Raw genomic sequence first — 13686 nt, 5'->3', positions numbered from 1 at the left:
GACTACCGTCTCCAAACGGGAGGGATTCATGGCTTTGCATTCCACGCGCTGGCTGGCGCTCGGTTATTTCACCTATTTCTTTAGCTACGGTATTTTTCTGCCTTTCTGGAGCGTCTGGCTCGAAGGACTGGGGCTGACGCCGGAAACCATTGGTTTACTGCTGGGCGCGGGGCTGATTGCCCGTTTTCTCGGTAGCTTGCTGATTGCGCCGCGCGTGAGCGATCCCTCTCGTCTGATTACCGCTTTACGTATTCTGGCTCTGTTGACGTTGGTGTTTGCGCTGGCTTTCTGGGCGGGGACCAACGTGGCGTGGCTGATGGTGGTGATGGTCGGATTTAACCTGTTTTTCTCACCGTTGGTGCCGCTGACCGACGCGCTGGCTAACACCTGGCAAAAACAGATAACCATGGATTATGGGCGGGTTCGACTGTGGGGATCCGTGGCCTTTGTGATTGGCTCTGCGCTGACCGGTAAGCTGGTGAGCCTGTTTGACTATCGGGTGATCCTTATTCTGCTGTCGCTTGGCGTCGCCTCTATGCTGCTGGGCATGATGATTCGCCCGAGCGTGCAGCCAGCAGGTGAAACCCGTCAGCAGGAGAGTGCGGGATGGCCCGCCTGGCGCGCGTTAATAACGCAAAGCTGGCGTTTTCTTGCCTGCGTGAGTCTGCTGCAGGGCGCACATGCCGCCTATTATGGTTTTAGCGCCATTTACTGGCAATCCGCCGGTTATTCCGCCTCGGCGGTGGGCTATTTATGGTCATTGGGCGTTGTGGCGGAAGTGATCATCTTCGCGCTGAGTCACAAGTTGTTCCGCCGCTTTAGCGCCCGCGATCTGCTGTTGCTTTCCGCCGTTTGCGGCGTGGCGCGTTGGGGGCTGATGGGCTGGAGCACCGAGCTGCCGTGGCTGATTGTGGTGCAGATCCTGCACTGCGGTACCTTCACCGTCTGTCACCTGGCGGCAATGCGCTATATCGCGGCGCGACAGGGCAGCGAAGTGATTCGTTTGCAGGCGGTCTATTCCGCGGTGGCGATGGGCGGCAGTATCGCCATCATGACCGTTTTCGCCGGCTACCTGTACCAGAACCTGGGCAGCGGCGTATTCTGGGTGATGGCGCTGGTGGCGCTCCCGGCTATCGTGCTGCGCCCGAAAGTGGTGGCGCAGCCTGCGACGTTATGATTCGAGGATTTTGCGGATCTGCTGCTGCTGGTGAGACGTCAGCGCCAGATCCGCATGAATCAACGGCGGTGAAAACAGCGGCAGCGGCGTAGTGTACGGTGTGACGATCAGCGTTACGCCGCGCGGCGCGCCCTCTTTTTGAAAGTCCTGCATTGGCATATGTTTTACGTTGAGCGGCAGCAGCGTCAGTTCGCGTAGCTGCTGTTCTATATGCGCTTCGAGTTGTTCATTACTGCCGGTCAGCAGGATAATCTGCTTTTCGTGCAAATCCTTCTCCTGCATCAGCCAGGCACCGAAAATCACCGCCACCAATCCGATCTCTTCTTCTGAAAACTGCACATCGTATTCCGCTTCGAATCCGTGTATCGCCTCGCGGGTGGTGCGTACCAGCCGGGGATAAAGTCGGCTGAACTCTTCCGGTAGCGTGTTATCAATGCCAATAGCAAACACACTGCGGTTCAGCGCCTGGGCAAGGTGGATATACAACTGGTCGTTCAGCCCTTGTTCATCGCTGAAGCGAACGTTGCCATACTCGCGAAAACGCAGCACCAGCCGCGCGATAGCCAGACGAAGACGGCGATCCTGCTGGTGGTTATCGCGGATGGGGTCGGGGATGCGAATCATTGAGAACAGCAATGCCATAAACAGCGATTCGCCCGGCGGCGCACTTTGCATGACGTGACGTTGCCAGTGGCGGGCGATCTCCTCAGCCAGAGCGTACTCCGCGCAGGATTGCGCCCAGCGCTGCTGGAGTGGATTAAACTCCGGGGTGATCCCCGCGTGATGTTGCAGCAGGCAGTATTGTAAAAACAGCCGCAGGAACTGGATATCACGACACTCAAAGGGCTTTTGCAAGCGTCGGGAGCAGAGGTTAATCAGCGCATGCAGATTGGTGTCATCATACAACGTGCGCGCTATGCCCTGCTGTTTCAGCGCCATTTTCAATGCGGGTGTGAAATGTTGGGCGATAAAGGTCGGGCAGATCCGCAGGCCACGGCGCAGCCAATGCAACAGGCACAGACGCTGGTTCAGCGGGGCGCCTTCGATCGCATAGCCGCCATTCTGGGCGGAAATAATGGCGAGCCGATGATAACGCTGGATTTCAAGCCCCGCGCCAATGATATCCTCCTGAACGGTGGCATCATCGACGCCATTGAGACTGCTGAAGGTCTGCGCGGTAGCTATCTGCCCCGGCAGAAAAAGCGTCAGCAGTACCTGGCAACGGCGTTGGGGAGCGGAAAGTACAGATGGCGGGGCGAGCGTTGACATCATCTGTAGAATCTCCCGTGAGTATGTTTGATAAGAATAGTTAAAGTTTGCGCATAGATTTGAGGAATGGAAAGCTTTACGCCAGGAATGCTGGGGAGCGTCACAGAATTTTTAACGTGCGGAACAGATAGCGGTAGTGGAACGCAGCGCGTTAATCCGCTTTTTCACTGTTTTATCTTTAGTTGGGATATAAAAAATGCCAGAGGGGGGAATGCGGCGGAGGGAGGTATAAACATGCTATCGCAGAGAAAGGTTCCGTTCACCTCATGTTCATCGCTTCTCTGTACACTGAACGCCAGTGAACGTGTTAAGGGTGCTATCGCCGCACCCTTAACAATCCCGGCTCCCGGCGGGAAAATTGCCGCTCCGCGGTTCCCTCCGCTTATTCCTCCAGGCTACCGGGGCGGGCGCGATGTAACGTCCCTGTAAAGCGCGCCCTGAGCCAGCATCCATGCTGGCTCTCCCGGCCTTACGGAAACACGTCGGCAATTTTCAGCCGGACCAGCCACGCCTGACCATCTGTATTTTTATTTGAACATGTTTGAACAGCAAAAAGGATATAGCTGAAAGTCAGAGCGTTGAGGTGAACGGAACCCTGAGCCGGAATTACATGTTCTCCATCACGCCTGCCCACGGCTCAGCGTTAATCCCACATCGCCGCCGGGATGCACTGCCAGCAGTGTCTCCTTTGAGTAGCCGCTTTCACTCATCAAACAGGCGCAGGCGGCGTCAAAGATCGCCAGTACCAGCAGAATTGAGGTCGTCGCCAGCATGTTCAGCGGGTCGGCCTCACGCTGGACGCCGGTGGAAATCACCAGCCTCGACGCTTTAGCGATGGCCGAATCAGCGTTTTCCGTCACGCTCAGGATCGGCACATTTCTCGCCGCCAGCCCAGGCAGCAGCCGGGTAAGTTCATCCGAATTGCCCCCGCGTGACAGCATAATAACCAGGTCGTCGGCGCGTAAAAAACCCAGATCACCGTGCGCCGCATCGGTGGCATTGAGATAAATCGCCGGGCGCTCCACGCAGGCGAGCATATGCGCGACTTTACGCGCCGCAATGCCGGAGGTGCCGACGCCGGTAACGACGATTTTTCCCTGACAACCGCGCAGTTCCGCCATCAGCGACTCCCAGAGCGGTTCAGTCAGGTGCTGTCCCAGACCCGCAAGGGCATCGCTGTAGATCTGGAATACGCCGGTGGCCTGAGACCAGGAGTCACTCATGCTTCCTCCTGCATCAGCTGGCGGTATTTCATATCGTCCTGATACATCTCGTGGAATACCCGATATTTGCGATCGTAGTACTGCTTAATACGGTTGGTTTGCGGGGTGACCGTTTTACCAATCCGGCTCATCGCCGACATCGCTTCCGGGAAGGTGTCAAATACACCGGCGGCGATAGTTCCCATCATGGCACCGCCCAACAGCATGGCTTCACTCTCTTCCGGCAGCAGCATGGCGCAACCGGTGGCGTTGGCGTGTTCCTGAACGAAGATCGGGTTTTTCGTCCCGCCGCCGCTGGCCATAATCGTATCGATGGTGTAGCCACTTTGATTCATCGTTTCAATGATATGTCGCGTACCGAGGGCAATGGCCTGGATAGTCGCCAGATACTGTCGCGCCATATCTTCCGGCGTGCGCGACAGCTTAAGTCCGGTGATTGTCCCCGTAAGCGTAGGGTTGGCGCGCGGCGAGCGATTGCCGTGGAAATAGGGCAGGATATGCATATCGCGGGTCAGGAAGGCGATATCTTCCGGCTCACCGGCCATTTTACGCAGCAACGCATTCAGCACTTCATAAATGGTCTGTCCCTGCGACTTAGCCTGCGCCAGTAGAGTGTCGTAGCACGGATGCGACTGAATTACGTGGTCGATTAACGCCCCCGTTGCCGACTGCCCGCCTTCGTTGAGCCAGTATTCCGGCAGTACGGCAGAGTAGTAAGGCCCCCAGACACCGCCGATAAAACGCGGCTCTTTGGAAATCGCCATGTGTCCGGTGGAGGTGCCGCCAATCAGTGCGATACGACGGTCGAAATCCGGCACCTCGCCGGAAACTCCGCTGGCGCCGAGCGTACCGAGGGTACCGGCGTGGGCATCAATAATCGATACGCTGACCGCGGTGCCGGGGATCAGTCCCATTTCGCTGGCGGCGCGTGCTGACAGCCCATGGCCGAGCGGTTCGCCCATGGTTTTCACGTAGCGGCCAATTTTAGCGGCATCGTGTTCCAACAAATCTTCCAGCCCAATCTGGCGGAAATAGCTGGCATCCCATTTATCTTCATGGCCCATATAGGTCCATTTACACACCGTCGAGCACAATGAGCGTGTGTCATCGCCCGTTGCGCGCCAGGTGAGGAAATCAGGCAGGTCAAAGTAGTAACCGGCGTTAGCCCAGGTATTGGGCATATGCTGCTTCAGCCACAACAGTTTTGGCGTTTGCATCTCCGGGGAGATAATGCCGCCGACGTAGTCCAGTACCCGATGATGCAAGGCGTTAATGCGATCGGCCTGAGTAATGGCGCGATGGTCCATCCACACAATAATGTTCTGTTCACTGCGCCCGGAAGGGCTGATGGTGAGTGGATTACCTTCTTTATCCAGCACCACCAGTGAACAGGTGGCGTCGAAGCCCAGACCTTTCACCTGGATAGGATTGATATCCGACTGGTTAATCGCATCGCGTACCGCGTTACACACAGCCTGCCAGATGTTATCGGAAGACTGCTCAACAAAATCGGCCTGCGGACGGTAAATCTCGATGGCCCGACTGGCCTGACCGACCATCCTGCCGTTGAGATCAAACACGCCAGCGCGGGCGCTTCCGGTTCCGACATCCACACCAATAAAGTAACTTGCCATAATTTTTTCTCCTGAAATCAGGCTTTACGATTCTGTAATGCGATAAAGAGGATCAGCACCGCACCCCACAGCGCCATCGTCAGATAGCTGCTGACCCCCAGCAAGTTAAGGCCGCTTTCCAGCATTTGCAGCACAATCAGCGCCAGTACCAGGCCGATAATGCGTCCGAAGCCGCCATCCGGGTTAATGCCGCCGAGCACAGAGGCAAGGATGGTGACCAGCAGGTAGGATTCACCGTATCCGGCTTTGGCCGAGTTGAATTTTGCCATCATCAGAATGGCGGCGACCCAGCCGAGCAGGGCTGAAATAACGTACACCGAAACTTGTACCCGTACGGTATTCACGCCGCTGTAGCGGGTAGCCTGCTCATTGGAGCCGACGAGATACAGGCTGCGCCCAAGCGTGGTGTGCTCCAGCAGCACCCACAGCAGGATTGCCACGAGGAAAAAGAGCAGCAGCGCCACCGGAATACCGCCAATTGTGGCGTTGCCAAGATACTGAATGGCGGTCGGGAAACCTGAAATCACCGTCCCGTTGGAAAGCAAAATATTCAGCCCGGAGATCAGCGTCATCGTGCCGAGGGTGGCGAGAATAGGCGAGACGCCGACCCAGGCAATTAAAGCGCCGTTGAGCGTGCCGATAGCCACCGCCACCGCAGCGCCAGCAACCAATGCCAGCACCAGAAACAGCGGGTTATCCGGATGGGCGACAATAATTGCCGCCATTACCAGCGAGCAGGCATTCGCCCCGGCAATAATCGACAGGTTAATGCCGCCGGTCAGCATGGTCATGCCCATACCCAGAGCCAGCATGCCGAGGATCGGCAGCTGTGAGCCTATCGACTGAAAGTTAGCGACGCTGAAAAAACGGCTGCCGAGCAGGGCCGAGAAGACCAGGGCGACGGCCACAATAATGACGCATTGCAGACGAATGATGGCATCACCGGGTAAAAATCTGGCGATTGTTTTCATCTCAAAGCTCCCTTGCCAGTTTACGTTTTTCGTTCCAGGCCGTGGCGCTAATGCTGACCAGGATAATGGCGCCGCTGAACACGGTGTGCCAGTAAGAGGAGACGCTCAGCAGCGTCAGACCATTTTGCAAGAACGCCAGCAGCACAACACCCAGTAGCGTTCCGGTTAACGTACCGCGCCCGCCGCTCATGCTGGTGCCGCCGAGCACGACCGCCGCCAGCACCGTTAACTCAAAGCCGAGTAGGGAATTGGGGGCAACAGACTGGGTGATTTGCGCCTGAACCACGGCGGCAACGCCTGCCAGAATGCCCATATAGCCATAGACGTAAAAATGCAGCTTCAGCAGATTCAGCCCCAGGCGCGAGGCCGCGTCGCGGTTGCCGCCCATGGCGTAAACCTGACGGCCAAGACGGGTATAGTTCATCAGTACGGCGGTAAAGATGATCACCGCAGCCAGGCACAGCAGGGGCAGGGTTAAACCGTAGTCGTAGCCGTCTGTCGCGGTGAACGACAACCAGTTGATACCGTTCATAAACCAGTCCGGGAAGCCGTACAGCCAGGTACCCTTGGTGGCATAAACCAGCAGGCCGTAGTAGACGTTCAGCGTGGCGATGGTAATGATGATCGCCGGAACGCGCAGCCAGTAGACCAGGAAGCCATTAATCAGCCCAAGCAGCAGACCTACCGCCATTGCGATGGTTAAAGCCAGTACGAAGTTGCCGCCGTGAGCGATCACCCAACTGGCCATCGCATACTGGGCAATCGCGGTCATCGCTGGAAATGAGATGTCGATCCCGCCGGAAATCAGCACCACAAACAGCCCGCAGGCGAGAATACCGAGAATCGCGTAGCTGGTGGCGACATCTGTGAGATTGCCCAGCGACAGGAACTCATCGGTACTGACGCTCAGCCCGACGGCGAGCGCCACGACCAGCAGGCCCAGCCAGAATTCATGTTGCCCGATTAAACGGGAGAGACGCAGACTATTCATTGATTACCTCGACCACTTCAGCAATCTCCTCTTCACGGCAGTGATGAGGATTAAATTCCGCTACCAGCTTGCCGCGGCGCATCACCAGCACACGATGACTGTTGTAATACGCTTCCGGGATTTCATCGCAAATCATCAGCACCGCCATTCCCTGTTCCGCCAGATCGCGGGCTATCTGGTAAATCCCCTCTTTGTTGGCGATATCCACGCCGACGGTAGGGGAGTCGAGGATTAAGATGCGCGGATGGGTTGCCACCCATTTGGCAATGGCAATGCGTTGGGCATTACCGCCGGAGAGCGTTTTGACCGGCAGATGCGGATCGGAGACTTTAATGTTCAACTCACGGATCAAATCGGCGACCAGCTTTTGAGCTTTACGATGATCGAGCAGACCGCTGTGGGTATGCAGTTGGTCAAACACCGTGACGATGGTGTTGTCATAGATCGACTGCTCCATGATCAGTCCCTGCGTCAGGCGATCTTCAGAGACATAGCCGATCCCGTGTTTGATGGCGTCATGGTTGTTGCGCAGAGTAACCGGCTGGCCGTTAATGCGCATTTCGCCGCTTTCCGGCTGGGTCATGCCGAACAAACTGAGGCAAAGCTCGGTGCGACCGGCACCCAGCAGACCGACAATGGAGACAATCTCGCCGCTATGTAGCGATAAATTGATGTTCTGGTATTTCCCCCGGCGGCTGAGGTTGCGCAGCTCGAGCAGCGGCTCTTGCTCAATAGCAGGTCTTTCCGGCAACGGGCTGTAGTGGAAGCGTTGTCCGGTCATCAGGAAGGCCAGTTCGTGACTGTCGAGTTCGCTGGCCGGGTAAGTCCCCACCAGTTTGCCGTCGCGCATCACGCTGATGCGGTCCGCCACTTCCATCACTTCATCCAGACGGTGGCTGACAAACACCACGCAAATCCCGGCCGCTTTCAGTTCGTTGACGACCCGTAGCAGACCATTGACCTCCTGGCGGGTTAACGAAGCGGTGGGTTCATCCATAATCACCAGACGCGCATCGGCGGCAATAGCCCGGCAAATGGCGACCAGTTGCCGGTCGGCAATCGACAGTTTTTCGACTTTTTTATCGGGATCGATGCTCACGCCGATGCGTTTCATAGCGGCCAGCGCCTGCTGTTTCATCGCGCCACGGCGTACCCAGATATCGCCACCGGGCAGATAGCGGTTGACCGCGATATTTTCAGCGACGCTAAAGTTAGGGAATAACGACAGGTCCTGATAAATAACCTGAATACCATAATGGGAAGAAAGCTGCGGCGTCAGGTGATGGAATAATTTGCCATCGAGTAAAATCTGCGCGCCTTTTTCCGGATGATACACTCCAGAGATCACTTTAATAATGGTGCTTTTACCACAGCCGTTTTGACCCGCCAGACAGTGAACTTCGCCTTTTCTCAGCGTCAGATTCACGTTATCCAGCGCCAGCACGCCCGGGAATTGTTTGCTGATATTCTCAAGAGTGATAAATGCGGTGGTGTCTGTCATGGACAATACCCCTGCGCACGTCCGCATGGACGCTAAGTGTTAGTTTGGTTGATAGCGCCGACCAGACGGTCGGCGTTAAGGTTCCCTGGTGTCGGCTAAAGCCTTAGAAACCGAGTGATTGTGCGTTGTCTTTGGTGACTTCGAGGATCTTGTTAAAGCGGATCACTTTCTTCTCCGTGTCGATATCGGCTTTCCCTAAACCATCGATACTCAGATCGGCGTTCACTTCTTTACCCTGCAACAGCTGATCGGCCACCGTTACCAGCGCATAACCCGCGTCTTTTGGATCCCACAGCAGCGCTTTCTTAATATCACCGCGCATCAGGTAAGGTGCAGCCTGTGCTGGCATGGCGATCCCGACGACGGCGATTTTATCTTTGGCGCGTTTTTTCTGTACCGCCTGACCCGCACCGATAGGACCCAGCGAGCCAAAGCCGATAATGCCCTTCATCTGCGGATAGGTTTTCATCAGGTCCAGCGTGGTGGCGTAGGATTTATCGATGCTTTCCGCGACTGGCAGACGTGAAGTGACCTCGAACATCTCCGGATATTTTTCTTTCTGGTACTTAATTGCATAATCTGCCCACGCGTTATGAAGTGGGACCGTCAGCGAACCGACATAGATGGCATACCCGCCTTTGCCGCCCATGTTTTTTGCTAATTCATCGACGTTAGCCTGCGCATATTTTTCACTGTCGATGGTTTCAATATCCCACTGGCCAATCTGCTCGTCCGGGGATTCGTGCGTCAGCACCACGATGCCTTTGTCGCGCGCTTTTTTCAGCACCGGCTCAAGGACCTTGGCATCATTCGGCACCACGATGATTGCGTTAACATTTTTGGCGATCAGATCCTCAATGACTTTCACCTGCTGAGCCGGATCCGGCGTGGAAGGCCCGGTCTGGTAAGCATTCACATCCAATTTTTTTGCTGCTTCATTCACGCCGGTTTCCATGCGGTTAAACCATGGGATCCCGGTGACTTTGGCAACCACAGCAATTTCATATTTTTCCGCCGCAAAGGACGTGCCGGACAACATGCATGCAGAAACCAGGGTTGCACTGAGTAATGCGAGTTTGAATTTCATAGTTGTACCTTTCGTAGGGGGCAGGACATGTCACGGGGTGAAGTTAACTACGAATGGAAGAGGGAATGAATCATGAGTTTCATGAATGTGATCTATGTCCAGCATTGTGAATTTATGGAAAAATAATGGTTAAAAATTGGTTAAATTAAAGGAGTTTTATATCCATGACAGCAAAGTTATTGTTAATGGATTATTAAAATGAAACCATAAATTAACAATTAATTATCATTTTGCGTAAATTGTGGTGGCGAGAAGGGATTTAGACGGGTGTTGCTGGAAAAAGAAATCTCGAAATTGAGAACTGAATCGATACCGGAAAAGGGTGCTCAACATTTTTTCGTTCAATGATATCCTCAGCACTCTTTCGCCAAACATACCATTATTTCTGGCAGCCTGGATTTTTATCGTGGAGAAGCCATGCAGCGCGTTAAACGCATCATTGTCACGTTGTTTCTTGCTGTCCTGTCTTTTGACGCAGGCGCTCATCCCCATAGCTTTATCCATTTGAAAACTGAGATCGTGAGCGAGAATAATCAGTTCGTGGCGCTGAAAATGCGCTGGATGATGGATGAAATCACCTCGGCTGATCTGCTTTACGATGCGGGGAATGCCAAACCTGGCTCGGAGATCTGGAAAAAACTGGCGGCGGAAGTGATGGCGAATGTGCTTGGGCAGCATTATTTCACCGAAGTGTGGCATGACGGGCAAAAGGTAAAGTTTAAAAACAGGCCGACGGAATACGGCATGGAACGTGAGGAACATCAGGCGGTGCTAACGTTCGTTCTACCATTAGCTGAACCGCAGCCGCTGAGTGGTCAAAAATATACCATTTCAACCTTCGACCCGACCTACTACGTTGATATGAGCTATGACCAGGACAGCGACGCTATGCTGGGGCAGGCCATTAGCCAGCAATGCCGACTCACTGTCCATACACCGACGCCGAATGAACAAACGCTGAGCTTTGCCCAGTCGCTGGATAAAGAAGATGCACCACCGGAGGATATGGAGTTGGGTAAACAGTTCGCACAAACGGTAACGCTGCAATGTCAGTAGTTTATCAGCCACGCCCCGCCGGACGCCGCTGGCTCACGCTGTGGCCGCTGGCGCTATTTTTGTTGCTGGCGGCAGGCGGCATACTGTGGCTATGGCAGGCCTGGCCGCAGGTGATGATGAAAAGCATCGTCTGGCAGCGCGAAGTAAACCAACAGATGAGCGGATTGCTGAAAGCGGTTGCTGCCAGTCCGACCCAGGCAGGGGGATCGCTGCTGCTGTTTAGTTTTCTCTATGGCGTCCTGCATGCACTGGGGCCGGGACATGGAAAAGTGGTGATTACTACCTGGCTTGCGACGCACCCGTCAAAACTCAAATCAAGTATCGGCCTGACGCTGGCGTCGTCTTTATTACAAGGACTGGTCGCGATTGGTCTGGTCGTTATCGTGCTCACCGTCTTGCAGTTACCTGCGCGGCAGCTGCATATGAGCAGCTTCTGGCTGGAAAGAGGAAGCTATGTGCTGGTGGGCGTGTTGGGCCTGCTGCTGTGCTGGCGGGCGCTGAAAAAACTGCGCTCATTGCTAAAACGGCCAACGTTTACCGCTTTCACACCGCACCATGTGCATCACGACGGCTGTGGCTGCGGGCATCAGCATTTACCGCAGCCGGAACAGTTGCAAAGCGGTGATGACTGGCGCGCCCGGTTGATGATTATTCTGTCTATGGGGATGCGCCCATGCTCCGGGGCTATCATGGTGCTGCTGTTCAGTAAAGTGATTGGCGTCTTTAGCTGGGGCATGGCCTCGGCGCTGGCGATGGCGGCGGGAACTTCTTTGACGATTACGTCACTGGCTTTATTGGTACACAGTTTCCGCTCGCTGGCGGTAAGACTTAGCGGGCATAAAGCGCCGGTGCTGTGGCGACAGATTGGCTGGACAACGCTGGCATTAGCCGGTGGGGCGATATTGATTGCGGCGGCGGTGGTGATGTGGATGAGCGCGGTGCCGGTAGGTAGGGGATTAAGACCGTTTTAGATTAGTGAGCGGCAGGAATTGTAGGCCGGATAAGACGCGAAAGCGTCGCATCCGGCACCACAGCAGATTAACGCTTCAGCGCGTCGCTCAGTTCATCACGCATGTTAGCCAGCATGGCTTTCACTACGCGCGGGTTACCTGCAACGATGTTGCCGGTTGCCATGTAGTTATGGCCGCCGGTGAAGTCGCAAACCAGTGCGCCGGCTTCACGAGCAATCAGCTCACCTGCGGCGAAATCCCACGGGCGCAGACCAATTTCGAAATAACCGTCAACGCGGGCTGCGGCAACGTAGGCCAGATCCAGCGCGGCAGAGCCGGTGCGGCGGAAGTCAGCGCATTCGGTAAACATGTTGCCAAGGATTTTCATGTAAGAAGCAGCGTGCTGTTTCGCTTTGAACGGGAAGCCGGTGGCAATGATGGTGCCGTCCAGATCGCGAGCCGTGCTGCCACGCAGACGGTAACCGTTAAGCTGAGCGCCTTGGCCGCGGGTTGCGGTGAACAGTTCATTACGCATTGGATCGTAAACAACGGCAACTTCAGTACGGCCTTTAATGCGTACTGCGATAGATACCGCGAAGTGCGGCAGACGTTTTACGAAGTTGGTAGTGCCATCCAGTGGATCGATAACCCATTGAACATCCAAATCTTCACCAACATGTTCACCGCTTTCTTCGGTGATGATGGTGTGCTGTGGGTAAGATTTGCGAATCGTTTCGATAATAATCGCTTCGGCGGCTTTATCGACGTTAGTCACGAAATCATTGCTGCCTTTCTGGCTGGTTTCTACAGAGTCTGGGGTTTCGTAGTGTTTGGCAATTACATTACCCGCCTTGCGCGCTGCGCGCACGGCGATGGTCAGCATCGGATGCATCGGTCTCTCTCACTGGATGTTAAAGAACGGGAAAACGGCGCAGAGTATAGCAGCGAGTTCGGAATATGTCTTCGTTTTATGATAATATGCCCGAATAATCTTTAGCCGAAGAAATACAATGCTGCAAAACATTCGAATCGTGCTGGTGGAAACCTCTCACACTGGCAACATGGGCTCTGTGGCCCGCGCAATGAAAACCATGGGTTTAACCAATCTGTGGCTGGTTAATCCACTGGTCAAACCGGACTCGCAGGCCATCGCCCTGGCGGCAGGTGCCAGCGATGTGATTGGCAGCGCGCAGATCGTCGATACCCTCGATGAAGCGCTGGCGGGTTGTAGTCTGGTAGTAGGCACCAGCGCGCGTTCCCGTACGTTGCCGTGGCCGATGCTGGACCCGCGCGAATGCGGCTTAAAAAGCGTCTCTGAAGCGGCGAATACGCCGGTGGCGCTGGTATTTGGCCGTGAACGCGTTGGCCTGACCAATGAAGAACTGCAAAAATGCCATTACCACGTCGCCATTGCCGCGAACCCGGAATACAGTTCGCTCAACCTGGCGATGGCGGTGCAGGTTATCTCTTATGAAGTCCGCATGGCCTGGCTGGCGACGCAGGAAGGTGATAAGACCGTCGAATACGAAGAAGCTGAGTATCCGCTGGTGGATGATTTAGAGCGTTTTTACGGTCATCTGGAACAAACGCTGCTGTCGACCGGATTTATTCGCGAAGGCCATCCGGGACAAGTGATGAACAAGCTGCGTCGTCTGTTTACGCGTGCGCGTCCTGAGAGTCAGGAGCTGAACATTTTGCGCGGAATTTTGGCGTCGATTGAACAGCAGAATAAAGGCAAGTAAGCGAAACGCCTCCTGCAAGTGAAAACGGCACTGAAGGTTAAATACCTGACTAAATTAGTCAAGTAAATAGTTGACTGATTTAGTC

Annotated in this window: 12 protein-coding genes; 4 read left to right on the top strand and 8 right to left on the bottom strand. The window is 54.9% G+C overall.

Annotated features, from left to right (window positions below; genetic code table 11):
• The first annotated feature begins 28 nt into the window (after positions 1 to 28).
• Positions 29 to 1177 carry a 3-phenylpropionate MFS transporter gene (locus FDX11_RS22640; RefSeq protein ID WP_061382198.1) on the top strand — a complete coding sequence of 383 codons (1149 nt, stop codon included), beginning with the start codon at positions 29 to 31 and terminating at the stop codon, positions 1175 to 1177.
• On the opposite strand, the gene csiE is transcribed toward FDX11_RS22640, so the two are convergent.
• The 7 genes from csiE to FDX11_RS22605 form a co-directional block, all read right to left on the bottom strand.
• Positions 1172 to 2449, bottom strand: a complete 1278-nt coding sequence (csiE, locus tag FDX11_RS22635; protein ID WP_042306717.1) for a stationary phase inducible protein CsiE — start codon at positions 2447 to 2449, stop codon at positions 1172 to 1174. The two genes, FDX11_RS22640 and csiE, sit on opposite strands and share 6 nt — an antisense overlap.
• Positions 2450 to 3066: 617 nt before the next feature.
• Positions 3067 to 3669, bottom strand: a complete 603-nt coding sequence (locus FDX11_RS22630; protein ID WP_079223140.1) for an SIS domain-containing protein — start codon at positions 3667 to 3669, stop codon at positions 3067 to 3069.
• Positions 3666 to 5303 carry an FGGY-family carbohydrate kinase gene (locus tag FDX11_RS22625; RefSeq protein ID WP_042306721.1) on the bottom strand — a complete coding sequence of 546 codons (1638 nt, stop codon included), beginning with the start codon at positions 5301 to 5303 and terminating at the stop codon, positions 3666 to 3668. The genes FDX11_RS22630 and FDX11_RS22625 overlap by 4 nt, the downstream gene beginning before the upstream one ends.
• Positions 5304 to 5320: 17 nt before the next feature.
• A complete protein-coding gene (locus FDX11_RS22620) occupies positions 5321 to 6274 on the bottom strand; it encodes an ABC transporter permease (RefSeq protein WP_137398557.1) in 954 nt (317 codons plus the stop codon).
• A 1-nt stretch (position 6275) separates the two neighbouring features.
• On the bottom strand, positions 6276 to 7265 hold the full coding sequence (locus FDX11_RS22615) for an ABC transporter permease (RefSeq protein WP_042306725.1): 990 nt from the start codon (positions 7263 to 7265) through the stop codon (positions 6276 to 6278).
• Positions 7258 to 8766, bottom strand: a complete 1509-nt coding sequence (locus FDX11_RS22610) for a sugar ABC transporter ATP-binding protein (RefSeq protein ID WP_137398556.1) — start codon at positions 8764 to 8766, stop codon at positions 7258 to 7260. The genes FDX11_RS22615 and FDX11_RS22610 overlap by 8 nt, the downstream gene beginning before the upstream one ends.
• Before the next feature lie 103 nt (positions 8767 to 8869).
• On the bottom strand, positions 8870 to 9853 hold the full coding sequence (locus FDX11_RS22605; RefSeq protein WP_003037665.1) for an autoinducer 2 ABC transporter substrate-binding protein: 984 nt from the start codon (positions 9851 to 9853) through the stop codon (positions 8870 to 8872).
• A 417-nt stretch (positions 9854 to 10270) separates the two neighbouring features.
• On the opposite strand from FDX11_RS22605, the gene FDX11_RS22600 reads away from it, so the two are divergent.
• The gene (locus tag FDX11_RS22600) at positions 10271 to 10909 is read left to right on the top strand and encodes a DUF1007 family protein (RefSeq protein ID WP_061382193.1); all 639 of its coding nucleotides are present in this window, start codon (positions 10271 to 10273) and stop codon (positions 10907 to 10909) included.
• Positions 10900 to 11880, top strand: a complete 981-nt coding sequence (locus tag FDX11_RS22595) for a nickel/cobalt transporter (RefSeq protein ID WP_061382192.1) — start codon at positions 10900 to 10902, stop codon at positions 11878 to 11880. The genes FDX11_RS22600 and FDX11_RS22595 overlap by 10 nt, the downstream gene beginning before the upstream one ends.
• A gap of 67 nt (positions 11881 to 11947) precedes the next feature.
• Here FDX11_RS22595 and suhB read toward each other — a convergent pair whose 3' ends face one another.
• The gene (gene suhB / locus FDX11_RS22590) at positions 11948 to 12751 is read right to left on the bottom strand and encodes an inositol-1-monophosphatase (protein ID WP_003835237.1); all 804 of its coding nucleotides are present in this window, start codon (positions 12749 to 12751) and stop codon (positions 11948 to 11950) included.
• Between the two features lie 118 nt (positions 12752 to 12869).
• On the opposite strand from suhB, the gene trmJ reads away from it, so the two are divergent.
• Positions 12870 to 13601, top strand: coding sequence for a tRNA (cytosine(32)/uridine(32)-2'-O)-methyltransferase TrmJ (gene trmJ / locus FDX11_RS22585; RefSeq protein ID WP_042306733.1), 732 nt, complete (start codon positions 12870 to 12872; stop codon positions 13599 to 13601).
• Positions 13602 to 13686: the final 85 nt, after the last annotated feature.

The organism is Citrobacter sp. wls714, assembly GCF_005281025.1.
In the GTDB taxonomy this organism is placed as follows: Bacteria; Pseudomonadota; Gammaproteobacteria; order Enterobacterales; family Enterobacteriaceae; genus Citrobacter; species Citrobacter werkmanii.
The sequence above is the reverse complement of the archived record's forward strand: the minus strand, read 5'-3'. Positions and strand labels throughout refer to the sequence as shown.